The 24,388-nt window shown below is 64.1% G+C and carries 22 protein-coding genes, 1 pseudogene and 1 riboswitch; of the genes and pseudogenes, 11 read left to right on the top strand and 12 right to left on the bottom strand.

Features of this window, described 5'->3' with window-relative positions; all coding sequences use genetic code 11:
- Positions 1-12 precede the first annotated feature (12 nt).
- The 3 genes from ACN6NG_RS12715 to cobW are packed head-to-tail and all read right to left on the bottom strand — an operon-like array spanning position 13 to position 5,869.
- Positions 13-1,035: a magnesium chelatase ATPase subunit I gene (locus ACN6NG_RS12715; protein ID WP_474314254.1), complete on the bottom strand. Its 1,023-nt coding sequence runs from the start codon at positions 1,033-1,035 to the stop codon at positions 13-15.
- A gap of 1 nt (position 1,036) precedes the next feature.
- On the bottom strand, positions 1,037-4,798 hold the full coding sequence (gene cobN / locus ACN6NG_RS12710) for a cobaltochelatase subunit CobN (RefSeq protein ID WP_474314253.1): 3,762 nt from the start codon (positions 4,796-4,798) through the stop codon (positions 1,037-1,039).
- 3 nt (positions 4,799-4,801) lie between these two features.
- On the bottom strand, positions 4,802-5,869 hold the full coding sequence (gene cobW, locus ACN6NG_RS12705; protein WP_016487376.1) for a cobalamin biosynthesis protein CobW: 1,068 nt from the start codon (positions 5,867-5,869) through the stop codon (positions 4,802-4,804).
- A gap of 100 nt (positions 5,870-5,969) precedes the next feature.
- A riboswitch (cobalamin riboswitch) is annotated at positions 5,970-6,186 on the bottom strand.
- 101 nt (positions 6,187-6,287) lie between these two features.
- Here cobW and ACN6NG_RS12700 point away from each other — a divergent pair.
- The 4 genes from ACN6NG_RS12700 to ACN6NG_RS12685 all read left to right on the top strand — a co-directional run bounded on the left by ACN6NG_RS12700 (position 6,288) and on the right by ACN6NG_RS12685 (position 10,207).
- A complete protein-coding gene (locus tag ACN6NG_RS12700) occupies positions 6,288-6,665 on the top strand; it encodes a glyoxalase superfamily protein (RefSeq protein ID WP_474314250.1) in 378 nt (125 codons plus the stop codon).
- Positions 6,662-7,021 carry a hypothetical protein gene (locus ACN6NG_RS12695; RefSeq protein WP_063423812.1) on the top strand — a complete coding sequence of 120 codons (360 nt, stop codon included), beginning with the start codon at positions 6,662-6,664 and terminating at the stop codon, positions 7,019-7,021. The genes ACN6NG_RS12700 and ACN6NG_RS12695 overlap by 4 nt, the downstream gene beginning before the upstream one ends.
- Positions 7,022-7,376: 355 nt before the next feature.
- Complete coding sequence (locus ACN6NG_RS12690) at positions 7,377-8,954, top strand: ATP-binding cassette domain-containing protein (protein WP_474314248.1); 1,578 nt, start codon at positions 7,377-7,379, stop codon at positions 8,952-8,954.
- Positions 8,955-9,187: 233 nt separating this feature from the next.
- The gene (locus ACN6NG_RS12685) at positions 9,188-10,207 is read left to right on the top strand and encodes a branched-chain amino acid aminotransferase (protein WP_016487380.1); all 1,020 of its coding nucleotides are present in this window, start codon (positions 9,188-9,190) and stop codon (positions 10,205-10,207) included.
- 155 nt (positions 10,208-10,362) lie between these two features.
- Here the strand turns inward: ACN6NG_RS12685 and ACN6NG_RS12680 are convergent, their stop codons facing one another.
- On the bottom strand, positions 10,363-10,800 hold the full coding sequence (locus ACN6NG_RS12680) for a multidrug/biocide efflux PACE transporter (protein WP_059395376.1): 438 nt from the start codon (positions 10,798-10,800) through the stop codon (positions 10,363-10,365).
- Between the two features lie 92 nt (positions 10,801-10,892).
- Here ACN6NG_RS12680 and ACN6NG_RS12675 point away from each other — a divergent pair, with 92 nt between their 5' ends.
- On the top strand, positions 10,893-11,747 hold the full coding sequence (locus tag ACN6NG_RS12675; protein ID WP_474314244.1) for a LysR family transcriptional regulator: 855 nt from the start codon (positions 10,893-10,895) through the stop codon (positions 11,745-11,747).
- A 55-nt stretch (positions 11,748-11,802) separates the two neighbouring features.
- Here ACN6NG_RS12675 and ACN6NG_RS12670 read toward each other — a convergent pair whose 3' ends face one another.
- Both ACN6NG_RS12670 and ACN6NG_RS12665 read right to left on the bottom strand, forming a co-directional pair.
- Positions 11,803-12,060, bottom strand: a complete 258-nt coding sequence (locus ACN6NG_RS12670) for a hypothetical protein (protein WP_474314294.1) — start codon at positions 12,058-12,060, stop codon at positions 11,803-11,805.
- A 408-nt stretch (positions 12,061-12,468) separates the two neighbouring features.
- A pseudogene (locus tag ACN6NG_RS12665) lies at positions 12,469-12,828 on the bottom strand (RHS repeat-associated core domain-containing protein); the annotation flags it as partial.
- 322 nt (positions 12,829-13,150) lie between these two features.
- Between ACN6NG_RS12665 and capB the strand changes: the two are divergent.
- The 3 genes from capB to ACN6NG_RS12650 all read left to right on the top strand — a co-directional run bounded on the left by capB (position 13,151) and on the right by ACN6NG_RS12650 (position 18,098).
- Positions 13,151-14,917 (top strand): caprolactamase subunit beta, encoded by a 1,767-nt coding sequence (gene capB / locus ACN6NG_RS12660; RefSeq protein ID WP_474314241.1) that lies wholly within the window; start codon positions 13,151-13,153, stop codon positions 14,915-14,917.
- The gene (gene capA / locus ACN6NG_RS12655) at positions 14,910-16,994 is read left to right on the top strand and encodes a caprolactamase subunit alpha (RefSeq protein ID WP_474314238.1); all 2,085 of its coding nucleotides are present in this window, start codon (positions 14,910-14,912) and stop codon (positions 16,992-16,994) included. The genes capB and capA overlap by 8 nt, the downstream gene beginning before the upstream one ends.
- Positions 16,995-17,141: 147 nt before the next feature.
- Positions 17,142-18,098: an AraC-like ligand-binding domain-containing protein gene (locus ACN6NG_RS12650; protein ID WP_063423818.1), complete on the top strand. Its 957-nt coding sequence runs from the start codon at positions 17,142-17,144 to the stop codon at positions 18,096-18,098.
- A gap of 9 nt (positions 18,099-18,107) precedes the next feature.
- Here ACN6NG_RS12650 and ACN6NG_RS12645 read toward each other — a convergent pair whose 3' ends face one another.
- Both ACN6NG_RS12645 and ACN6NG_RS12640 read right to left on the bottom strand, forming a co-directional pair.
- On the bottom strand, positions 18,108-19,001 hold the full coding sequence (locus ACN6NG_RS12645) for a DUF2950 domain-containing protein (RefSeq protein ID WP_474314237.1): 894 nt from the start codon (positions 18,999-19,001) through the stop codon (positions 18,108-18,110).
- Entirely contained in the window at positions 18,998-20,377 is a 1,380-nt protein-coding gene (locus ACN6NG_RS12640) for a DUF3300 domain-containing protein (protein ID WP_474314234.1), read from the bottom strand. The genes ACN6NG_RS12645 and ACN6NG_RS12640 overlap by 4 nt, the downstream gene beginning before the upstream one ends.
- A gap of 205 nt (positions 20,378-20,582) precedes the next feature.
- On the opposite strand from ACN6NG_RS12640, the gene ACN6NG_RS12635 reads away from it, so the two are divergent.
- Complete coding sequence (locus ACN6NG_RS12635; protein WP_474314231.1) at positions 20,583-20,834, top strand: hypothetical protein; 252 nt, start codon at positions 20,583-20,585, stop codon at positions 20,832-20,834.
- 81 nt (positions 20,835-20,915) lie between these two features.
- Entirely contained in the window at positions 20,916-21,635 is a 720-nt protein-coding gene (locus ACN6NG_RS12630; RefSeq protein ID WP_474314228.1) for a TorF family putative porin, read from the top strand.
- Here the strand turns inward: ACN6NG_RS12630 and ACN6NG_RS12625 are convergent.
- Together ACN6NG_RS12625 and ACN6NG_RS12620 are read right to left on the bottom strand one after the other, a co-directional pair.
- On the bottom strand, positions 21,632-22,504 hold the full coding sequence (locus tag ACN6NG_RS12625) for a DMT family transporter (RefSeq protein ID WP_063423823.1): 873 nt from the start codon (positions 22,502-22,504) through the stop codon (positions 21,632-21,634). The genes ACN6NG_RS12630 and ACN6NG_RS12625 overlap by 4 nt on opposite strands.
- 100 nt (positions 22,505-22,604) lie before the next feature.
- On the bottom strand, positions 22,605-23,015 hold the full coding sequence (locus tag ACN6NG_RS12620) for a RidA family protein (protein WP_474314226.1): 411 nt from the start codon (positions 23,013-23,015) through the stop codon (positions 22,605-22,607).
- Between the two features lie 189 nt (positions 23,016-23,204).
- On the opposite strand from ACN6NG_RS12620, the gene ACN6NG_RS12615 reads away from it, so the two are divergent.
- Positions 23,205-23,531: a hypothetical protein gene (locus tag ACN6NG_RS12615; RefSeq protein WP_049277484.1), complete on the top strand. Its 327-nt coding sequence runs from the start codon at positions 23,205-23,207 to the stop codon at positions 23,529-23,531.
- 44 nt (positions 23,532-23,575) lie between these two features.
- Here the strand turns inward: ACN6NG_RS12615 and ACN6NG_RS12610 are convergent, their stop codons facing one another.
- Both ACN6NG_RS12610 and ACN6NG_RS12605 read right to left on the bottom strand, forming a co-directional pair.
- Entirely contained in the window at positions 23,576-23,788 is a 213-nt protein-coding gene (locus ACN6NG_RS12610; RefSeq protein ID WP_028613816.1) for a PLDc N-terminal domain-containing protein, read from the bottom strand.
- A 114-nt stretch (positions 23,789-23,902) separates the two neighbouring features.
- Positions 23,903-24,373, bottom strand: coding sequence for a hypothetical protein (locus ACN6NG_RS12605; protein ID WP_063423825.1), 471 nt, complete (start codon positions 24,371-24,373; stop codon positions 23,903-23,905).
- Between the last annotated feature and the right edge of the window lie 15 nt (positions 24,374-24,388).

Below are 24,388 nucleotides of genomic sequence, written 5' to 3'. Positions count from 1 at the left end.
GCCGGGGGATGCTCAGGGCTTTTTTGCCCAGTTCGGTACCTCGCGGCGTGCGCCGCTGGCCACGGGTTGCGCCGGCAATGCCCCCCAGTCGCCCTGCCCGGCCTGTTCACCCGCGTTGCCTGCGCTTTGCTGGCCGGGCTGCTGGTCAGGCGGCTGCGGCGCCGACGGCGGGTTGGCCTGGGGCGCAACGCGGCGGCGATGGCGCAAGGCGAACTCGGCCACCGCCTCGACATCCACTTCTTCGATGGCCGCAGCACCGCGCCAGGCGCAGTGGGCGCGCGCAGCACGCAGCCACACAAGGTCGGCGCGCAAGCCATCGACACCGGCGGCGTAGCAGCGTTCGGTAATCCAGGCCAAGGCCTGGTCATCCAGGGCAATGCCGGCCAGGGCGTGGCGCGCCGCCTGGCAGCGCTCGCGCAATTGCGCCTGGGCTGCTGCCCATTGTGCGCAAAAGGCCTGCGGGTCACTGTCGAAGGCCAGGCGGCGGCGAATGATCTGCTGACGAGCTTCAGGCTCCGGCAGGCCTTCCAGGGCCACGTTCAAGCCAAAGCGGTCGAGCAACTGCGGACGCAGCTCGCCCTCTTCCGGGTTCATGGTGCCGATCAGCACGAAGCGCGCACTGTGCCGGTGCGAGATGCCGTCGCGCTCAACCCGGTTAGTGCCGCTGGCAGCCACGTCGAGCAACAGGTCGACCAAGGTGTCGGGCAGCAGGTTGACCTCATCGACATACAGCACGCCACCGTCGGCCTGGGCCAGCACGCCCGGGGAAAACTGCGCCTTGCCCTGCCCCAGCGCGGCATCCAGGTCGAGGGTGCCGACCAGCCGTTCCTCACTGGCACCCAGTGGCAAGGTGACAAACGGGCCTTCGCCAAGCAGGTCGGCCAGGCCACGGGCCAGGGTGCTCTTGGCCATGCCACGCGGCCCTTCGATCAGCACGCCGCCGATTTTCGGGTCGATGGCGGTCAGGCACAGTGCCAGCTTCAGGTAGTCGGCACCGACCACGGCGGCCAGCGGAAATTGCACGGGTTCACTCATTTCAAGCCTGTTCCTCGCCGTCGAGCAGTTGTTCCTCAAGGGCTTCGCGGTAGTCGCCCGGCGCCTGCCACAGCCCGCGCTGCTGGGCCTCCAGCAGGCGCTCGGTAAGGTCACGCAGGGCCTCGGGGTTGTGCTCGCGCATAAAATCGCGGGTAGCCGGGTCGAGCACGTAGGCATCGGCCAGCCCCTGGTAATGATGGTCGTCGATCAGGTGCGTGGTGGCATCGAAGGCGAACAGGTTGTCGACCGTCGCCGCCATCTCGAAGGCGCCCTTGTAGCCATGGCGCTTGACCCCGTCGATCCACTTGGGGTTGAGCGCACGGGCGCGGATCACCCGGTTCAGCTCTTCCTTGAGGGTACGGATGCGGGGTCGGTCTGCCTGGCTGTGGTCGCCGTGGTAGCTGGCCACCGGCGCCCCGGACAAGGTTTCTGACGCCGCCAGCATGCCACCCTGGAACTGGTAGTAATCGTTCGAATCGAGCAGGTCGTGTTCGTGGTTGTCCTGGTTCTGCAGCACCGCCTGCACCTTGGCCAGGCGCTGCGCGAACTGGGCGCGCGCCGGGGTGCCGTCGTCGCTGGCGCCGTAGGCGTAGCCGCCGTGGTTGAGGTAGACCTCGGCCAGATCGTCGCGGCTGTGCCACAGGCGCCCGTCGATAGCGTTCTGCACCCCGGCGCCATACGCACCAGGTTTGGCGCCGAACACCCGCCAGCCTGCCTGGCGCGCGGCCTGCTCGGCGCCTACGCCTTGCGCTTGCAGCGTGGCACGCTCGCTGCGTACACGGGCGGCCAACGGGTTGAGATCATCGGGCTCGTCCAGCGCGGCCACCGCCTGCACGGCCGCATCGAACAGGCGGATTAGGTTGCCGAAGGCATCGCGGAAAAAGCCCGAAACGCGCAATGTCACATCCACCCGCGGGCGGTCGAGCAGGCTCAGCGGCAGTATTTCAAAATCGTCAACGCGCTGGCTGCCTGTGGCCCACACCGGCCGCACGCCCATCAGCGCCATGGCCTGGGCGATGTCGTCGCCGCCAGTACGCATGGTCGCCGTGCCCCACACCGACAAGCCAAGCTGGCGCAGGTGATCGCCGTGGTCCTGCAGGTGGCGCTCGAGGATCAGGCTGGCCGAGGCGAAGCCCAGGCGCCAGGCCGTGGTAGTGGGCAGGTTGCGCACGTCCACGGTATAGAAGTTGCGGCCGGTGGGCAGCACGTCGAGGCGCCCACGGCTGGGCGCACCGCTGGGGCCGGCAGGCACGAATCGCCCGGCCAGCGCCGCCAGCAGGCCACTCATCTCAGCAGCGCCGCAGGCATCCAGGCTGGGCGCCACCGCTTCGCGCAAGGCCTGCACCACGTCACGCACCGGCTGCCATTCGCTCGATTCAGGCAGCTGCAGGGTGCCTCCCAGCGCTTGCTCGATCACCTGCTGCGCCAAAAGCTCCAGGCGCTCGCGGGTATCGCCACAGGTGCGCCAGGGCTCACTGCTCATGGCCAGAAGCTGCTGAGGGCGTGCGCCCTGCCAGGGCAGCCCAAGCTCGCAATCGAGCGGATCAAAGCCTGGCACCAGTGCCTTGGCCAGGGCCCGCAGCAGGCTGGCATTACCGCCACGACCGTCGCCACGCTCAACCCGCAACAGCGCCAGCAGCGTGTCCAGGCGCAGCCGCCCTTCTGGCGATTGGCCAAACACGTGCAGCCCATCGCGAATCTGCGATTCCTTCAGGTCGCACAGATAGGTGTCCAGGCGCGGCAGCCAGACGGCGGCATCGTCCAGCTGCCCTTCCAGTTGCAGCTCACGGTCGATGTGGTTGACCTTGACCAGCTCGAGGATATCGCGCTGCAACTCGCGGGCACGCCGCGGGTCGAGTAGCTGCGCTTCGTAGAACTCGTCGGCCAGTTGCTCCAGGTGGCGCAACGGGCCGTAGGTTTCGGCGCGGGTCAGCGGCGGCATCAAGTGGTCGATGATCACCGCCTGGGTACGGCGCTTGGCCTGGGCGCCCTCGCCCGGGTCGTTGACAATGAACGGGTAGATGTTCGGCAGCGGGCCAAGCAGCGCGTCTGGCCAGCACTGCGCCGACAAGCCGACGCCCTTACCGGGCAGCCACTCAAGGTTGCCGTGCTTGCCGACATGGATCACCGCGTCGGCGGCGAACGCGTGGCGCAGCCAGAAGTGGAACGCCAGGTAGCCGTGCGGCGGCACCAGGTCGGGGTCGTGATACACCGCGCTGGGGTCTACCTGGTAACCCCGGGCGGGCTGGATGCCGACGAAGGTCAGGCCAAAGCGCAAGCCGGCCACCATCAGCCGGCCGCTGCGGTACATCGGGTCCTGCTCGGGCGGCCCCCAGCGCTCCAGCACTGCCTGGCGATTGGCCTCGGGCAAGCGCTCGAAGGCGGCCTGGTAGTCGGCCAGGCTCAGGCTCTGGGCGCAAGGGCGCTGGTCGAGGTGGTCAAGGTCGTTGGTCACGCCGCCGAGCAGTTGGTGAATCAGTTGCGTGCCGCTGCCCGGCAAATCGGCCAGCGGATAGCTTTCGGTCTGCAGCGCCTTGAGAATGTTCAGTGCGGCAGCGGGCGTGTCCAGGCCAACGCCGTTGCCAATGCGGCCATCGCGGGTCGGGTAGTTGGCCATTACCAGGGCCACGCGCTTCTGGGCGTTGGGCAGGCGCGCCAGCTCGACCCAGCGGCGGGCCAGCTCGGCGACGAAGTCCATGCGCTCGGGGTGGGCGCGGTAGCACACCACGTCGGACTGGCTGCGCTCGCTGCGCCAGGCCATGTCCTTGAAACTGACCGGGCGGGTAATGATGCGCCCGTCCAGTTCGGGCAAGGCGATGTGCATGGCCAGGTCGCGCGCACCCAGCCCCTGCTCGCTGGCTTCCCAGCCGGGCTGGTTGTCCTGCGCGCAGATGGCCTGCAGCACCGGAATGTCACGGCGGAACGGGCGCAGGTTGGGCCGTTCGGGGCTGGACAGGGCAAAACCGGTGGTATTGACCAGCACTTCGGCACCGACTTCGTCCAGCCAGGCTTGGACCTGCTCCAGGCAGGCGCTTTCCTTGAGGCTGGCCACGGCAATCGGCAACGGGTTCAAGCCAGCGGCTTGCAGGCGCTGGCAGAACACGTCGATGAACGCGGTGTTGGCCGCCTGCAAGTGGGAGCGGTAGAACAGCAGCGGCGCCACCGGGTAGTCCGGGTGCCAGTGCGGGTACCAGTCTTCCAGTGCCACACTGCCCTTGGCCGGGTGATACACAGCGGTGCGCGGCAAGGGTTGCGGCTCGTCCCAGGCATAATCGCGGCCCAGCCACTGGTTGGCCAGGCAGTTGTACAGGTTGATGGCATTGGCCTTGCCGCCCTGGCGCAAGTAGTGCCAGAGGCGCTCGGCCTGGTCGCCCGTGACGGTGCCCAGGCGGGTCAGCTCCGGGTCCGGGCGATCATCGCCCGGCACCAGTATCAGCTGCACACCACGGGCGGCCAGCTCGACCAGTTGCTCGACACCATAGCGCCAGTAGCCGACGCCGCCGTGCAGCGACACCAGGATGACCTTGGCATGGCGCAGCACCTGGTCGACATACAGGTCGACCGAAGCGTGGTTCTGCACCTGCATCGGGTTGGCCAGGCGCAGGCTGGGGAAGCCTTCAGGCAATTGCTCGGCGGTATCGGCGAGCAACGCCAGGTGCGAATCGCCGCTGCAGAGAATCACCAGCTCGGCAGGTGTCTGGCCGAGGTCGGCAATACTGTCATCCGGCACGAAGCCGCCGGGCTGGGTCCGCAGCAGGTGCACGGGTCAGGCGCCCAAGGCCTGGCGCAGGCGCGCTTCCAGCTGGGCAGCGTCCAGTTCCTGGCCGATCAGCACCAGGCGGGTGATGCGCGGCTCGTCGGCACGCCAGGCGCGGTCGAAGTGCTTGTCGAAACGGGTACCCACGCCTTGTACCAGCAGGCGCATCGGCTTGCCCGGGATGGCCGCGAAGCCTTTGGCGCGCAGGATGCCGAACTCCACCACCAGCTGGGTGAGGGCGTCGAGCAGCAGGCTTTCGTCAGCCTCTGGCAGGTCGATGGAAATGGAATCGAAAGCGTCGTGATCATGGTCGTCATGATCATCGCCGTCGTGGTGCGAATCGTGGTGGGTGCGGCGGCCATCGATGTGTGCCTCGGACTCGGCGCCCACGCCCAGCAGCACCTCGAGTGGCAGCTTGCCGCTGCTGGCCTCGACCACCTTGACTGCCGGCGGTAGTTCTTCGGCCACTTCGGCGCGGACCTTGGCCAAGCCTTCGGCGTCGATCAGGTCGGCCTTGTTCAGTACCACCAGGTCGGCGCTGGCCAGCTGATCGGCGAACAGTTCGTGCAGTGGCGATTCGTGGTCCAAATTAGGGTCGAGCTTGCGCTGGGCATCGACCTGGTCCGGGTAGGCGGCGAACGTGCCGGCGGCCACGGCCGGGCTGTCGACCACGGTGATGACTGCGTCGACAGTGCAGGCGTTACGGATTTCCGGCCACTGGAAGGCTTGCACCAGCGGTTTGGGCAGGGCCAGGCCGCTGGTTTCGATCAGGATGTGGTCCAGGTCGCCACGGCGTGCCACCAGCTCGCGCATGACCGGGAAGAACTCTTCCTGCACGGTGCAGCACAGGCAGCCGTTGGCCAGTTCATAGACGCGGCCGCTGGCTTCTTCTTCGGTGCAACCGATGCTGCACTGCTTGAGGATTTCGCCGTCGATGCCCAGTTCGCCGAACTCGTTGACGATGACCGCAATGCGGCGGCCCTGGGCGTTGTCGAGCATGTGGCGCAGCAAGGTGGTCTTGCCCGAGCCGAGAAAGCCGGTGACGATGGTAACGGGGAGCTTGGCCAGTGTTTTCATGTCGCATTGCCCTTGGCAGAGTGGCGCGGGCATGCAGGACGACAGCCGCGGGCCAGGCCGGCCGGGCTTGTTCGCCACCGGATCACCCCGCCCGGTTGAAAGTCGAAAACGTTGCGAGGCAGGTCTCCTGGCTTGCACCGTTCCATCACCCCGTTCAGTTGAACGGCGGGCTGGCGGGATGACGCCTTCCCGCGCGTTGGCGCAGTGGCTGTGTCGATCCGTTGTCGGTGCTTACAGTTGCGGGGGCAGCCGCGGCTTTTACCGCGTTCCCGTCTTAGCTTCGGCCTGGCCGAAGAACCTCGAAGTGGCAAGGCTACGCAGTGGCTGGCGGGTGGTCAACCATTGCTGCGGGGCTTGCCGACAACTCTTGGCAGCACTGCGGTACAGTGGCGACTTTGCCCACTGTCAAGGACGCCCCATGCCCCTCGCCCCCGCCATCCCGGTACTGCGCATCTTCTCGGTCGACAAGGCCAGGGAGTTCTACATGGATTTCCTCGGTTTCAGCCTGGACTGGGAGCACCGCTTCAGCCCGGACCTGCCGTTCTACATGCAGATTCACCGCGATGGCCTGATCCTGCACCTTACCGAGCACCATGGCGATGCCTGCCCCGGCTCTACAGTGTTCGCACGCCTCGACGACTTGCGGGCGCTGGAGCATGAACTGCAAGGCAAACAGTACGGTTACGCCCGGCCCGAAGCCGAGCGCCTGGACTGGGGCCTGCAGATGCAGGTGTGCGACCCGTTCGGCAACCGCCTGCGCTTCTGCCAGCAGATCGATGAGGAGGCCAACCTGTGAAGGCGCTGGGCAAACGCGAAATGGCCCGCCTGGAGCGGGAGCTGGTAGCGTGCCTGACGGACGCCTGTGAAACCGCCAAGGCAGAAATCGTCGGGTTCACCTGGCTCACCCATCGCCTGGATCCTGAGAACTTTCCGGCCAGCCTGCGTATTACTTGGGTGTTTGAACAAGAGGCCGAGAAAGTCGCTGCTGTGGCGGGTGAAGCAAAGGCACGCATGCTTGCACTGACCCGTCAGGCGTTGGACCACGCCGGCATACAACTGGATCACCCGGCCTGGCATGTACGGTTTGACAGCGAAGAGGCCTGCAAACAGAGCCACGGAGGCGACTGGGCCAAGCGCTTGACGGGGCACTGAGCCCAGGGCCAGACAAGCTCGGGCGCCGCTCGCGCGGCGCATCGCCGGCAAGCCAGCTCCCACCCTGACCGCGCCGGCCTGACGCCCATGCGCAGTACCTGTAGCTCCACCCTGACCACGCCGACCTGCCGCCATGCGCAGTACCTGTGGGAGCTGGCTTGCCGGCGATGAGGCCAGTGCAGGAACCCCATACATGGCAGGCGGTACTTTACCCGCCCCCGACGCTCCGTTAGGCTACGCACTCCCCCATTACGAGGTGTTCGTCCAATGCGCCATTGATGCCGCCGTCCATTCGACGGCCAGTCTTCAGCCTCCGGTTTGCTCCGGAGATGTAGCGGCATTTGTGGAGTTGTGCATGACGAACACGTCGATCCTGACGCTGGACAGCGTCTCCTTGGCCTTGCCTGATGGCCGGCTACTGTTTACCGACCTTAACGAAACCTTCGACCAACGGCGTACCGGCCTGGTCGGGCGCAATGGCGTGGGCAAGAGCCTGCTAGGGCAGGTTCTTGCCGGCCAGCGTGCACCAAGCAGCGGCAAGTGCAGGCGCCGTGGGCCTGTCCATCTGCTGAACCAGCAGGTAATCGAGCGCAGCGCCACGCTTGCCGACCTGGCGCAGGTGGGGGCGGTGGTTGCGGCGCTCGAGCGCATCGAGCAAGGCAGCATCAACCCCCAGGATTTCGACGCCGTTGGCGACCGCTGGGATATCCGCGAGCAATTGCAGATGCACCTGCAGCGCAACGGCCTGGGTCACCTTGACTGGCGCCAGCCCGCACGCAGCCTGAGCGGCGGCCAGGCCATGCGCGTGGCGCTGGCAGGCGCATGGCTCAGCGGTGCCGACTACCTGATACTCGACGAACCAAGCAATCACCTGGACAGCAACGCCCGTGCCCAGCTGCTGAGCATGATCGAGGGCTGGGACCGAGGTTTGCTGGTAATCAGCCACGATCGCAGCCTGCTGGCGCACATGGCGCGCATTGTCGAACTGTCCAGCCTGGGGTTGCAGGCCTATGGCGGCAACTACAGCTTCTATGCAGCACAAAAAGCCAGCCAGGTGGCGCAGGCCCAGCAGCAACTTGCCCGGCTGAAGCAGGAGCAACAACGCCAGGCCCGTGAACTGCAGCGCCAGCGCGAAGAGCTGGAACGCCATCAGGCCCGGGCCGGGCGTCAAGCCAGGCATGCCAACCAGGCCAAGATCCTGGTCGACCGCCAGCAGGAACGCAGCCAGGCCACGGCGGGCAAGCAGCGGCGTGATCATCGCAATGCCCGGCAAGCACTGCTCGGCAAAGTGCATGACGCCGCCCGCGAGGTCGAGCAAGCCACTGCGATTACCTTGCATGCTCCCACGCCCCAGCGTCATTTCGGCCGCGAAGTGTTGGCGCTGCAGGCACTTCGCTTGCCCCATGGCACCCGCAAACCGCTTGACCTGCGCTTGTGCCTGGGCCAGCGGCTGGGCCTGGTCGGCGCCAATGGCAGTGGCAAGTCCACGCTGCTGAGGCTGCTGAACGGGGAATTACCGGCATCGCCCGACACGTTCCGCCTCAGTGGCGAAACCGCCCTGCTCGACCAACACTGCAGCACGCTGGCAGGCCACAGCAGCGTGCTTGAACACCTGCGCCAAGCCAACCCGGTGCTGGCCCAGGGCGAATTGCGCAGCCGCCTGGCACAACTGGGCCTGGATGCGGCCCGTATCGAGCTGCCTAGCAGCCTGCTCAGCGGCGGCGAACGGATGAAGGCAGCGCTGGCCGCCGTCCTATACCGCGAGCGCCCCCTCGACCTGTTGCTGCTGGATGAGCCCGGCAACCACCTTGACCTGCCGTCACTGGCAGCCCTGGAGCGCATGCTCGGGCAGTTTCGCGGGGCGCTGATGGTAGCGTCCCATGATTCGGTATTGCTGGAAAACCTGGCCCTGCATGGCTACCTGCACTTGTAGGAGCAGCCTTGTGCTGCGAAAGGGCCGGTACTGGCGACACAATTGCATCCAATGGACCGGCCTCTTCGCAGCACAAGGCTGCTCCTACAACGACCGCGGACCGAGAATAATGCATCGCAGGCTATCAATTCGTGACTGGCCGTTCCCGATCCGCGACGGATGTATTATGGTGGCGTGGTGCGCATATAACAGCAGCCCGAGCGATCGGGCACTTGCAAGACAATGAGGGTGTCATGAGCAACGAAAGCATTAACTGGGACAAGCTGGGTTTCGACTACATCAAAACCGACAAACGCTACCTGTCCGTATGGCGCAATGGCGAGTGGGACAAGGGCACCCTGACCGACGACAACGTGCTGCACATCAGTGAAGGCTCCACGGCCCTGCACTACGGCCAGCAATGCTTCGAAGGCCTCAAGGCCTACCGTTGCAAGGACGGCTCGATCAACCTGTTCCGCCCGGACCAGAACGCCGCCCGCATGCAGCGCAGCTGCGCGCGCCTGCTGATGCCGCATGTGCCGACCGATGTGTTCATCGAAGCGTGCAAACAAGTGGTCAAGGCCAACGAAAAGTTCGTGCCACCGCACGGCAAAGGCGCCCTGTACCTGCGCCCGTTCGTGATCGGCACCGGTGACAACATTGGCGTGCGCACCGCCCCCGAGTTCATCTTCTCGGTCTTCGCCATTCCGGTTGGCTCGTACTTCAAGGGCGGCATGAAGCCGCACAACTTCCAGATCTCCAGCTTCGACCGCGCCGCCCCACAAGGCACCGGCGCAGCCAAGGTCGGTGGCAACTACGCCGCCAGCCTGCAGCCAGGCGCTGAAGCCAAGAAGGCCAACTTCGCCGACGCCATTTACCTCGATCCGCTGACCCATACCAAGATCGAGGAAGTCGGTTCGGCCAACTTCTTCGGCATCACCGCCAACAACGAATTCGTTACCCCGAAATCGGCCTCGGTGCTGCCAGGCATCACCCGCCTGTCGCTGATGGAACTGGCGCAATCGCGTCTGGGCCTGACCGTGATCGAAGGCGATGTCGAAATCAGCAAGCTGGACCGCTTCATCGAAGCCGGCGCTTGCGGTACTGCCGCGGTGATCACCCCGATCGGCGGTATCGAGTACAACGGCAAGCTGCACGTGTTCCACGACCTGGAAAAAGTCGGCCCGGTTACCCAGAAGCTCTACAACGAGCTGACCGGCATCCAGAGCGGTGATGTTGAAGCACCGGCAGGCTGGATCGTCAAGGTCGCCTGAGGCGCATCAGCTGTATGAAAACGGGGCATGCCAGCGATGGCATGCCCCGTTTTTTGTTGGATGACTCACGGTCCCTGTGGGAGCGGGTTTACCCGCGAAGCAGGCGCCGCGGTGGTTGGCACCGGCTATGCCGGTGTTCGCGGCTAAAGCCGCTCCTACAGGGAACGCGCTAGGCGACGCTGCATCAGCAGATGCCGGGCTTTGTCGAACGCCCAGTTGTACAGCACGGTGTAGGGCAGGATGATCACGAAGAAACCCAGCTCCACCATGAACGCCTGCAGCAGCGAAATATCCAGCATCCACGCCGCCACCGGCAGGCACCACACCACCAGCCCGGCCTCGAAGCCCAGGCCGTGCACAAAGCGCGCACTGGCCTTCCAGTGGATGCGTTCAGTCTGCACCCAGCGATCGACCAGCGCGTTGTAGACCATGTTCCACAACATGGCGATCACCGATAGGGTTATTGCCAATGCCCCCGCCGTCGCCAGCGATTTGCCCATCACCCAGGACAACAGTGGTGCGCACAGCAGCACCGCGAATACTTCATAGCCTACGGCGTGTACCAGGCGTTCGGTGAAAGAGACCGTTTTCATTGCAAAATCCATCCATTGCGTGAGTCGTGCTTCCTATTTTCTTTGATAGAACTGATACTCGCGACATAGCTACCATCGGTTTTATCAATACCATGCGCTACTCACCCGAAGCTCTGGTCGCCTTTGTCGAAGCCGCATCGCTGGGTTCATTTTCTGCGGCGGCACGCAAATTGCGCAAAAGCCAGTCCACGGTCAGCATCGCCATCGCCAATTTCGAGGCCGATATCGGCTGCCCGCTGTTTGATCGCGGTGGCCGCCACCCCACGCTGAACGAAGCGGGCCGACAGGTGCTAAGCCATGTCGAAGCGATCCTGGACGCCAGCGCCCAGCTCGATGCCCTGGCGGTAAGGCTGGCGCAAAACGTCGAGGCGCTGGTCTCGGTGGTGATGTCGGACAGCTACAGCGTCACCTTCCAGGGCGCGGTGATGGCCCGCTTTGCCCAGCACTACCCGCACACCGAATTGCGCTGCGGCCCGGCGGAAGACGCTGATGTGATCGATATGATCCAGCAGGGCCTGGCCCACGTCGGCATTCTGGCCACACAGCCCAGCTACCCCGCCGACGTTGCCGTAGCGCGCTTGCCCGAGCAGGCTGAGTTCGGTGTGTATGTGGCCAGCGAGCACCCGTTGGCGGGGCTGAAAACGGTGCAAACGCAACACCTTGAAAACGCGCGACAGCTGTACATCAAGACCTATGCCCCCAGCCTGCACCGCGGCCGCGGCCAGGCCTGGTCAGCACCGGATTACCTCACCCTGCTGGAATTTGCCGTGCGCGGGTTTGGCTGGGCCGAACTGCCCAGGGCGCTGGTGGCGCGGTTTGGCAACGAGCTGGTGGAGTTGCAGATAGCGGGTTACCCGCGCCGGGTGGATATGGATGTGGCCTGGTCGAGCCGGCGGGCGCTTGGGCCGGCGGGGCAGTGGTTGGTGCGGCAGATGTTGGGGGAGTAGGCTTCGTGCAGCCGCTTTCCCGAAGCTATAATTCCTCCCCAACAAACAAGACAGTTTACTTTTGACGGACAGCCATCATCTTTACTTTCCGAGCTTTAAGAGCGCTTTTTAAACCAACCCAGACAGTATTGGCCTGGCTGTAATTTAAGGAAAATTGGCTACGCCTAAGAGCGCCGTGCACATTCCTGCCATCAGCCAGAGCGTTTATTGCAATATTGCTCACTTCTCTAGAGTCAGGAACATTAAGACCCAAGATACGACGATTTGTTTCATCGTTAAATTTCCTGAGGATATCCACATCACCGGCATCCATAGGCCGACGCCGAAGAGAGTCAGCCCACGAAAAACTCTGCACACGTACTGCTGGCTCCGCTGATTGCGCGCCCTCTGAAGCAGCAGAACTTGCACCAGCCACCTGCAGACCTTGAGCAGAGTCTGATGCCTGGCCGCTTTGTACGGGGGAGCCAGGGGGAGTCCGACCCTTTTGGCTATTCAGTGCCTCAAGCACTATTCTTTCTTCGCTCGCTGCCGACCGTCTGAACGGCTTCCCACCAACGGCTCTCCAGCCAGATTGGGCATACAATAGGTCCAATACTATCCGGTCCTGAGTCGTCGCAGGCAACATTCTCCCGGTCGGGCTGGGCGACCTCGATGTGGGGCCATGCCCACTGGGATCAGCGTAATTGATCGGATCACCCGTACAGTAGGCGTAACAGTTCAAACCACCCACAGTAAAGGGACTTAGGCTGTCTGGACTCTGAAAGCGCATCAAGACAGAATTATAGGCACGGTAGCCATTACCGAGTAAATACAGGTGACACACCAGCAAGTGCCCATTGAATGCAGGACGCTGCGGAGGAATCTCACCGTGGCTGTGTAAGCCATATACATTGTAGGTAACCGACTCTGTCTGTGCCTGAGTGTTCACTCGTACCACTGAGTCCCCTGTGTCCACAGCCAGTAACGCTGACTGGGTTGTTTCTTTCGTTAGCCTGGTTTCTGCCAGGTCACATGATTGAGCTCTCAGGTACACCACGGCAATACTGTCGGACAACGCGACATGAACCCTTTCGTGCTGCATGAAAAAGCGCATTGTGTTCATCGGATTGGTCATACTCTGGCTCCAGTCTGTCCAGTTCGAAGGTTTACGCACTGAAGCAGCTTGAGCAACTGATAAAAATGACAGGTCACTGCCGTGTCGAAACGGCTCAAGATCAATTTTCCTGCACGATAGCCGGGGCTGCTTTACGCCCAGGCTTGCGGCTCAACACCAAGAGTGCGCCCAGACACAACAACCAGTACACCCAGCGACAAGCCTTCCCCCGCCCTGCCCCGTAGCCTGTCACCACGCGCCGCCCCGCCGCGGCACGCACCTAAAGCACAAGAACAAACGTTGGTGACCTATGCAGACAGTAGATCCGATCACCCTTGCGGTTGTCCGGGGTGCGCTGGAGACAGCGCAACGCGAAATGACCCTGACCCTGGAAAAGACCGGGCGCTCCAGTGTGTTCAACCTCGCCCACGATTACTCCAACTCGCTGTTCGACCACCTGCCGGAAATGATCCTGCAAGGCCAGGACATACCCATCCATCTGGGCTCGCTTATCCCGGCCATGAAATGCGTGGCCGAATTCTTTGGCGACGACATTGCCGAAGGCGACGTGATCTACCACAACGACCCCGCCTACAAGGGCAGCCATATTCTCGACTGCTGCATGTACAAGCCGGTGTACTACCAGGGCGAACTGGTGTTCTGGACCGTGTGCAAAGGCCACCTGACCGACATCGGCGGCCCTGTACCCGCCGGTTACAACCCCGACGCCAAGGAAATCTACGCCGAAGGGCTGCGCATTCCACCGGTCAAGCTGTGGGAAAAGGGCAAGCGCCGCGAAGACGTGATCAACTTCATGCTCACCAACATGCGCGCCCGCCCCTATCAAGAAGGCGACCTTAATGCCCAGTACGGCGCCTGCAAGGTCGGCGAGCGGCACTTGCTGGAGCTGCTGGACAAGTACGGCGTAGCCCAGGTGCGGGCCTGCATTGCCGAGCTGAAGAACATGGCCGACCGGCACATGCGCGCGCTGTTGCGGGATGTACCAGATGGTGACTACAGCGGTACCGCCGTGCTCGAAGATGCCGGCCACGGCCTGGGCGAGCTGGCCATCACCGCCCATGTGCAGATCCGTGGTGACCAGGCCCATGTGCGCATCGACAGCCCGCCGCAAGTGCCCTACTTCATCAACTCCTACGAGGGCAACTCGGTGTCAGGCGTATACCTGGGGCTGATGATGTTCGCCCAGGTGGCGCCGCCCTATAACGAAGGCCTGTACCGCTGCGTCACGGTCGATGTCGGGCCCAGGCGTACCTTGTGCAACGCTGAAGAACCGGCGCCCCACGTCAACTGCACCACCACGCCAATGGAAACCTTGGCCGATGCTGTGCGCACCGCGCTGGAACAGGCCTCACCACAGCGGGTAACGGCCTCCTGGGGGCACACCAGCGGCATCAACATCGCCGGCCACGACCCGCGCAACGGCAACAGCGAGTACGTGACGATGGTACTGGCCTCGATCATTTCCGGCGCCGGTGCCAACCAGGTGATGGATGGCTGGCACGCCTGCGGCCCGCTGTGCTGCTTCGGGGCGCTGATGAGCGGTGATATCGAGCTGCTCGAACACGCCTACCCGGTGCTGATCCACCGCTACAGCCTGATGGCCGACAGTGGTGGCGCCGGTGAATTCCGCGGTGGTTCGGGCACCCGCCTGGAGATCGAGCCGCTGGACCACGCCATGACCGTGGTCGGTTTCGGCGAGGGCCGCCAGTTGCCCACTGCGGGCGCGGCCGGGGCACGCAACGCCCTGCTCGAGCCCAAACTGGGCCGGCTGATCCATCGCCACGCCGACGGTAGCGAAGACCACTACACGCAGAACCCGATGCTTACTCTGCAGCCCGGTGAGCGGATCATCAACATCAACCCGGGTGGCGGTGGCTACGGCGACCCGCTGCGCCGTCCGGTCGCAGCAGTGCTCGAGGATGTGCGCAACGGCCTGGTCTCGCCACAAGGGGCAGCCCTAGAGTATGGCGTCGTCGTCGATGACGATGGCCGCCTCGACGAAACCGCAACCCGCCTTGCCCGCGCCCCGCACTGCCCGGAGAACCATCATGCGTAATCAATATCGCCTGGGCATCGATGCCGGCGGCACCTTCACCGATTTCATCCTGGCCGACCGCGACGGCGGCGTGCAGCTGTTCAAGGCCCCGTCCACGCCGCAGGATGGCACCTTGGCCATTCGCGCCGGCCTGGCGCAGATCGCCGACGCCACCGGGCGCAGCCCGGCCGAGCTGATCGCCAACTGCGACCTGTGCATCAACGGCACCACGGTGGCCCTCAACGCGCTGATCGAGCGCACCGGGGTCAAGGTGGGCCTGCTGTGCACCCAGGGGCACGAGGACAGCCTGGAAATCCGCCTGGGTCACAAGGAGGAAGGCCACCGCTACGACGCTCATTATCCGCCGGCACACATGCTTGCCCCGCGCCATCTGCGCCGCCCGGTAGGTGGCCGCATCCTCGGCGATGGCCGTGAGCACAGCCCGCTGGACGAGCGCGCCATTCATGACGCCATCGACTACTTCCGTGCCGAAGGCGTGCAGGCCGTGGCTATTTCCTTCCTGTGGTCGGTGCGTAACCCCAGCCACGAGCACCGGGCCGCCGAGCTGGTACGGGCCGCCCTGCCCGGGGTGTTCGTCTGCACCGGCTGCGAGGTGTTCCCACAGATTCGCGAGTACACCCGCACCTCCACCACCGTGGTCAACGCCTACCTCAGCCCCGTGATGGGGCGCTATGTGGCGCGCATCGACAGCCTGTTCCAGGAGCTTGGCGCGCAGCAGCCAGTGCGCTATTTCCAGTCCAACGGTGGCCTGGCGCCCGGGCACCTGATGCGCGAGCGCGCCGTCAATGCGATCAACTCCGGCCCCGCCTCGGCGCCACAGGCGGGGCTGGCGGTGGCGAGGCCGTTCGGTATCGATAACGTCATCACCGTGGACATGGGCGGCACCTCGTTCGACATCACCCTGACCAACGCCGGCCGTACCAACTTCAGCAAGGACGTCGACTTCCTGCGCCAGCGCATCGGCGTGCCGATGATCCAGGTGGAAACCCTGGGCGCCGGCGGCGGCTCCATCGCCCACCTGGACGAGTTCGGCATGCTTCAGGTCGGCCCACGCAGCGCCGGTGCCATGCCTGGCCCGGTCTGCTATGGCAAAGGCGGTAGCGAACCCACGGTAACCGACGCCAACCTGGCCCTGGGCTACCTGCCCGACGGCGCACTCCTGGGCGGCAGCATCCGCCTGAACCGCCAAGCCGCACTGGACGCTATCCGCAGCAAGATCGCCGAACCGTTAGGCATCAGCGTGGAACGCGCAGCTTTCGGCATCACCACCCTGGTCAACCTGAACATGGTCAATGGCATCCGCCGCGTGTCCATCGAACGCGGCCACGACCCGCGCGACTTCGCCCTGATCGGCGCGGGTGGCGCAGCGGGTATGCACGTCGTGCGCCTGGCCGAGGAAATCGGCATGCAGACCGTGTTGATCCCCAAGGTGGCCTCAGGCCTGTGCGCGTTCGGCCAGATCCTGTCCGACGTGCGCTACGACCAGCTCACCAGCCTGTCCATGCGACTGGACGGCGGGCACGTGAACCTTGTGCAGCTCAACCAGGCGCTGGCCGAACTGCGCCAGCAAGGCCTGGCAAACTTGCGCGAAGACGGTTTTGGCGACCAGGCCAGCAGCTGCCACTACACCCTGGAAATGCGCTATCTGGGGCAAATCCATGAATGCAGCGTGGAGCTGCAGCAGCATGTACTGGATGACGCGGGCCTGGCCGCACTGATCAGCCGCTTCCACAGCCGCCACCAGACCCTGTACTCGTACAGCGAGCCCGAGAGCCCCGTGGAGCTGGTGAACCTGGAGTGTTCGGTAATTGGTCACCTGCCGCGTCCGCCACAGCCCGAGTTGCAGGGCCCGGCCCAACCACCCGCGCCGGCCGCGGAAGGTGTCCGCCCGATGCTGTTCAGTGCCGAGGGCGAATGGCAGCCCACGCCGGTGTTCAACGGCAACCGCCTGCTGCCGGGGCAGACCGTGCATGGCCCCTGCGTCATCGAGGAAGACACCACCAACATCGTCCTGCCCCCTGGCTGGCAGGCGCGCCTGGAGCCTTCGGCCACCTACCGGGTGACACGCGGGGCTTGATCAAACGGTCGGCGTGCGCCGATCATGGGCCTGAAGCCGCCCGGCAGCCTTGCGCTGCCGGGCGGTTTGCACAATAACAAGAGCTGCTTGAGTAGCTTGCCTGCAGTTCCTTTTTTCAATGCTGCCCTCTTTGAAAAAGGACCCACCATGCCCACAGAAATCTCGACCCACGGCTGGGCACAGCCGGAACGCCAGGCGCGCTGGGCCGAAGCCATCAGTGAAACCTATTTCCCGCTGAGCCTGGAGTTTGCCAGCGAGCAGCCATTCGATGGCCACCTGCAGCGCTGGAGCACGCCCAGCACGCCACTCAGCCTTTCCCGCCTGCGCTCCAGCCCGCTGGGCTACTCGCGCAGCAAGGCGCACGTTGGCAAGGACCATGAGGCGTTCTACCTGGTGACCGTGCCGCGCAGCAGCGAAGTGCACTTCGAACAGGAAGGCCACCCGCTCAGTTGCAGCCCGGGCGGGTTCATCGTCGAGCGCGGCGATGCGCCTTACCGCTTCCATTACGGCACGCAGAACGACCTGTGGGTGCTCAAGCTGCCCGAGCGGGCACTCAAGGCCAACCTGCTCGGGCACAAGCGCTATACCCGGCATTGCTTCGATGCCAGCCAGGGCCTGGGGCGCATCTTTGTAGAGCAACTGGACCTGTGTGCCCGCCATTTCGACGCCAGCCCGGCCGCTGCCCGGCATTTACTGCTGGAACAGGCTTCGGCCACGCTGCTGCTGGCCCTGCAGCAGGATGAGCGAGTACTGGGCAGTGAAGGCAATAACCTCAGCACCCTGCACCTGACGAGGGTCGAGCAGTATGTGCAGCAACATCTGGGCGACCCCGAACTGTCGCCACAAACCATCGCCAGCGCCTGCGGGCTGTCGTTGCGCTACCTGCACAAGCTGTTCGCGATCACGCCCTACACCCTTGGCGAGTGGGTGCGCCAACAGCGGCTGGAAGCCGTGCACCGCCAACTGCGCGACCCGCATTGCCACCTGGCCATCGGTGAGTTGGCATTCCGTTGGGGTTTTACCGACCAGGCGCAATTCACCCGGGCGTTTCGCCAGCACTACGGGTGCACGGCGCGAGAAGTCAGGGCTGCGCGATTGCAGTGATTTGCGAGCTCAATCCCCCGCTGCCACATCCACCACCTTCCAGCTGTCATCCGGGTCGAAGCGCTTCATTTCCTTGGCCAGCCTGTCGCCGTGCGGCCCGAGGTCTTTTTCGAACACCTGGCCGTCATGGCTGATCATGAAGCTCATCACCCCGGTGTCGTCGTACCTGGCCGGCCAGGCGACCATGGCGAAGCCACGGCTCATCTGGTTGCCGATCAGGTAGCTGTAGGCGCCACCGGGGGCGGACGGCCCTTGTGCGTCGAGGATGCGGAAGTGGTAGCCATACCAGTCATCACCCACCACATCCTGGCCAAACAACGGCCCCAGCGGGCTGACCTGGCCATCGCCGTCGTCATCCCAATACAGCCCGTCATGCTTGCCGGGCTCGCTGAAAATCTTCTGCGCGTACTCCAGCGCACCGTTGCCGTTGCGGTCCTGGCTGGCATAGTCCATCTGCGCGTCGTGGTAAGCCAACAACGCCTGCATGGCACCCAGTTCGTTGCGGCCGATGCGCCGGGTGCGGATTTCGGTGCTGCCGGCCTTGAGGTCGAAGCGCCAGCCCTGGCTGCTTCTGGTCAACGGTATGGGCAATGTCCAGTGACCACTGCCGACCGCCAGGATGGCCTTGCCCTCGCCTGCCATGTCGAGACTGTGCTGCGCGTGATACTGCTGCAAAAAGGTGTCCACGTCGCTGCGTTGCACACCGCCACGCGGTATGTAGGTGCGCCAGTCATCACCCAGCAACTGGGCCAGGCGGGCTTCATCGGCCTTTTCCGTGCCCAGCGCCGCAATGAAGGACTCCACGGCCTTCTCCGGCGTCGGGAATGCTTCCTGTGCAGCCGCCAGGGAAGCCCATGCCAAGCCTGTCGCAAGCAGCATTGCTGCAAATACTGGACGTTTCATCGACGGCCTCCTCCGCCACGACGCACTGGCGCACTGGGCCGGGAGATCTGGTGGCCGGCAGCACGGGATGCATTGGGCCGCTGGGCAAACGACTGGCTGGTACGACCGCGGTTGGCCTGCAGGTTGGTGCGTGACGGCGAACGTACGCCATCAAAGGCATTGTTACGCGCCCGGCCGGCGCTGTTGGCCGGCCGGTTCTGTGCCACCTGCCGGCCTTGGGTATTGCGTGTTTCCTGGCGACGGTCGGTTGCTCTGGCAGTGTCGCCACGGGATTGCATGCGGTTGCCCACCGAATTACCCGCCTGCGCCTCACGCATTTGCTGGCGTGCCTGGCGGTTGTCGGTGGCCGGCCGTTCCATACCCGCGCGATCCATCGAGGCCCGGGCCTTGTCCCGGGCCTGCGCCCGCTGGGCGTCGTCGCCACGGAAGGCGGTGCGCTGGGAGGCGCCGTCCAGTTGGCGGCCATACTGCTGGCGGCTGCGGGCATCGCGGTAAGGCACCCCTTCGCGGTTGGCGGCATTGTGCCGCCATTTGTTCTGGTTGTTGGTGATGCGGTTGTTGGCGTTGATGTTGTTGTATCGGTTGACGTCGATGTCGATGTCGTTGTTGCCCCAGTCGCAGTCGCCCCACAACGAGGCGACGACCGCCACGCCGGTACCGAAGGCCAGGCCGGCCACCAGCGCGGAACCGGCGTAGTACATCGGCGGCGGCGGGTAGTACACGGGCGGCGAGGCCGGGTAGGCCCAAGTACCATAGGTGGTGGTGGGGTTGTAACTGGGCACGTACACCACTTGCGGCTCGGCCGGCTGGATGATGATGGTGGAGGGCGGGCTGCTGGCGGCCTGTGTCGCCGGTGCGGCTTGCACGGTCACGTTCTGGTACTGGTTGCTTTGCAGGTTGCCGGCCGCCTGTGCCTGGTGACGCAAGCGCTGCACCGCGCCCATGACATCGTCGGGCTGCGCCAGGAAGGCATCACCCAGTCGCTGCACCCACACCGGGTCCTGGCCCAGGGTCGCCAGCAACTGCGGGAAGGCCACCAGCGCTTGCACGCTGGGGTCCCACGGCTGCTTCGCTACCTGTTTGACTGCAGCATCGCCCGACGCCTTGGGGTTGGCCTTGGACCAGGCCACCGCTTCGCTCACCTGCCCTGGGTAAGTGGCCGCCATCAATACCTGGGCCAGCAGCGGATCGGGGTATAACGCTACCGGCGCCAGCATCTGGTCCAGCTGCTCTTGCGTGAACACCGGGGTCTTGGCCGCGACCGTGTCGGCTTGCGGGGCTGGGTCGGGGGCTGGTACGTCTTGCGCCAGCGCCAGGCCGGGCGCCGCGTTCAGGCACATCAGCGCCGACAGCAAAGCAAACAATGGCATGCGCATCGCTTATCCCCAACAGGTCAGATTGCGTGGGTTAAGGGTAGCAATGGCGATGCGTTTGGCCAGATGCGGGGGCGCAAACTTTTAGCACTGATGCTTGCGTCAATAGTGACTATCGAACAAGGCAATTTCTACTGAGCGGCCCGGCTTAATAACCTAGCTCCATCGATTCGAACCTGGCGAATCCCCTGCATTCCGGAGCTGCTCGATGAACACCAAGGTCCGCCTCCTCCTCACTGCCCTGACCGCTGCCAGCATTGCTGTACTGGCCGGTTGCGCCAGCCACCCTGAACTGCGTGCGTACAGCGCCGAAGAAACCCGCCAATTGCAACTGGAAGCGTTGCAGCGCCGCGGCCTGTCGCTGGACGACTACGAGCAGCAACGCCGCGTGATACAACGTGCCGGCAACCTGCCCGTGGTGACCGAAGCCGCCGACGCAAACCCTTCGACCAAAGGCTGAGCGGGCCAGGCAAAGGTTCCCTCCTTTCACCTGCGCAGGTATCCTCTACCGCTCAACCGCAAGCCTTCCAGGACGGAGACCATGACCAGGCCCTTTCTGTTGCTGAGTGCTGCACTGCTGTTCAGCCCTGTGTTGATGGCCCAGCAGATAAAACGCGAACTGGGCGACTTCGACTTCACACTCGGCACCACACCCTCGCGCAGCATGGCCCAAGGCCTTATCTCACCCAGTGCCGTCGGCGCATTCCACGGTGGTCTCGACTTCAGCCACCCCAGTGGCTGGTACCTGGGCCAGTACGCCCCGAGCATGGGCGTCACCCCCAACTCGACCCTGCGCCTGGACAGCTACCTGGGCTACAAGCACCAATTCGACAGCAGCCTGGGCTACGAAGTGGGGTTGATCCATTACAGCCAGCCAACTATCGCAGGCCCCGACAGCTATGCCCTGTACGGTGGCATCTCGCTGTTGGGCAATCGCTTCGGTGGCGCGCTGCGCGACAACCCGGATAACCGCACCGGCACCCTGTTCGCCGACTTCGGCCAACTGCCCCTGTTCGATGTCGACCTCACCGTCAAGCTAGCCCATCATCGCCTGGGCACGCCGTTCACCATTGGCGACGGCAGCCAGGTAAATGCCTTTTCCGACTGGTCGCTGGAGCTGTCGCGACCCTGGCTGGGCATCGACCTTAACCTGATCTACAGCAACTCCAATCTCAGTGGAGGCGGTTGCGATGCCTATTCGGGCATCAACATCTATTGCGACAGTGTGGTCACGCTCAAGGCGCAGCGCAGTTTCTTCTAACGCCGTGGTGCCAGCGCCAGGGCTATACCGCCCAGCACCACCACACACGCGATCAGCAAGCGCAACGACAACGGTTCGCCAATCAGGACAACACCGCCCAGTGCGGCAATCACAGGCACACTAAGCTGCATGGTCGCTGCTTGCTGCGCACTGACCTGCCTGACCACCCCGTACCACACGGCGTAGCCCGCACCTGAGGCCAGCACGCCGGAGCCCAAGGCATACAACAAACCCAGCGGCGTGAGGTGCGGGCCGGCGCCCAGCAACAGCACCGGTAGCAGCAGCGCCAGGCAAGGCAGGCTGCGCGCAAAATTGCCTGCAGTATCGGCCAGCGGCCTGGGCGAGCCCCTGCCCAGCAACGTGTATACGCCCCAGGCCACACCAGACAGGGCCATCAGCAAGGCACTGGACAAGGGTGGCGCCGCTGCACCGGGCAACAACAGCACCAACAGGCCGGCAAAAGCAATCAACATGCCCAGCAGCATACGTGCGGTGATGCGCTCACCTTTGTACCAGGCAAAGCCGAACATGGTGATCTGCACTGCACCGAACAGCAGCAATGCCCCGGCACCTGCACCCAGCTGCAGGTATGCCGCAGAAAAAAGGAAGGCGTAGAGGAACAGGGCCAAGCCACCGCGCCAGCTGCCGCCAATGCCCAGCGCAGGTTTACGCAGGCGGATCAACAGCAGCAGAAACAACGCCCCACTGGCCAGGCGCACCACGGTAAACAAAGCCGGGTCGATGGCCCCGTCCTTCAGCGCCAGCCGGCAGAACACCGAGTTGGCGGCGAAGGCCATGAGGCTGAAGAGCGCCGGCCAGAACCAGGCCTTGGCCTTGCGGTCGGTCAGTGTGGTGGTGCCGGTGCTCATGGTGTGGTCACCTCTGAGGGAACATTGTTGTTATAGCGGCCATGCGTGTACCGATATACAACAAAGTGTTTCCAAGGCGCCACCACCGCATCACTCAGCGCTAAAGCGCTGCCACCGCTTCGATTTCCACTAGCATGCCATCCAGCGCCAGCCGGGGTACCGGGATCAACGTGCAGGTCGGTTTCATGTGCGGCCCCCAGGCCCTGTCGGCCTCAGCCACCCATTGGCGCAGGCGCGTTTCGGAGTGCTCGACAACCAGCAGTGTCAGCTTGAACACCTGGGCCAGGCTGGCGCCTTTGGACGCCAGGGCCAGTTCAAGGTTGGCCAGCGCCTGGCGGGCCTGTTCGGCGAACTGTGGGGGCAACTGGCCGTTGCTGTCTTCCCCGCCCTGGCCGGCGATGAACAGCAAGCGGCTGTCCGCGCGCACTTCAGCGACATGGGAATAGGCATTGCCACTGGGGTCGTACAGGCCTTCAGGGTTGCTCAACTGGAATGCGGTTGATTGGGTCACGACGAGCCCTCACTCGGTTGGAAGAGTGGCGCAGTATCAGACCTTAAGTTAACTCGAGGTCAAGCGCGGGGTAGGACATTTCGCACAGTCCATTGCCATGCTTGAACCACGCGTATGTTTGCGCCGCGGCCGTCAGGCAGTAGATTGCAAGACCCGGCATGGAGGCCTGTACGTCACAAGGAAAAGCGTATGAGCAAATATGATTTTCAGCTGGCCTATACCATCAAGCCGCACCACCCTGCCCACGATGAAGCCGATGCCGCGCAGGCACGCCTGCACCTGCGCGAGAAGCTCGGCCTGGACACCGTCGAGCAAATCGAAACCACCCTGCTCGGCATGATCACGCTTAAAAGCACCACCCTCGCAGACCGCAAGCGCGAAGCTGAAAAACTGCTGCACGATTACATCCACGAAGCGCTCAAACAGCTGCAGGTATTGTCGACCGTGAAATTCTACGGCTGCCTGATGGTTGATGGGCTGGGCCCAGCCATTCGCTTCCAGATCCTGCCCAAGTGAACATCGACGGCATCAGGCGCCCCCACGCCTGATGCCGGAAACCCTCATTTCTCCTGCAGGACCGCCCTGCCCTTCACCGCCCGCGGCCCGCGCCAGGCCCAGAACAACAACCCGGGGAATGGGGCGTAGACGACGAACACGACCCACAGCATCTTGCGCTCGGCGCGCCGGTCGCTGCCGATGATGTGCCAGATGGCCCAGATTTCCAGCAGGATGACCAAGGCGGCGATGATGATCCAGATCGTTCCTATTTCCATGAGCGCTCTCCCGTTTGGCATGTAATGCATTGGGTTACCGACAGCGTTGAGGGTTCAGATTGATTTGGCTAACAGTATGGCATTGCGAACCGTTGTAGGAGCGGCGTCATGCCATCAATGCTGTGGGGCGCGCTCGAGCGCTGCCAGCAACGCTGCCGCATCGGCAAACGCCCGCTGGCTCACCAGCACGCCCTGTTCTAGCTGCAACCACTGAACTTGACCTTCCTGCCCGGGGTAGCGGCTGGCCACCTGCCCCTCACGATCGAGCAGCACCCGGTAGTTGTAATCGCGCATGGCCGGAATGGCGAATAGCTTGCTGATCAGCGCCGGCATGCGCTGGATGTCGGCAACGAACACCGCATCACGCGCTTCCAGGTAGCCCCGGGGCTGCTCGCCCAGCGCCGCCTTGACCAGCTTGGCACCGTCCATGTCGCGGGCTACCAGCAGGATGTGCGTGCGGGTATCGAGGCTGTAGGCCTGGTCGTGCTGGTCGAGCAGCGTCCACGGGGCCAGCTTCTCGCCAGGTTCCAGGGCATTGGCCAGCAGCGGCAGCAGGCTGAACAACAGGGGAATGGCGTACTTCATCAAGGGCGTCCTCAG

Source organism: Pseudomonas sp. TSO6, from assembly GCF_056098905.1.
The sequence above is the reverse complement of the archived record's forward strand: the minus strand, read 5'-3'. Positions and strand labels throughout refer to the sequence as shown.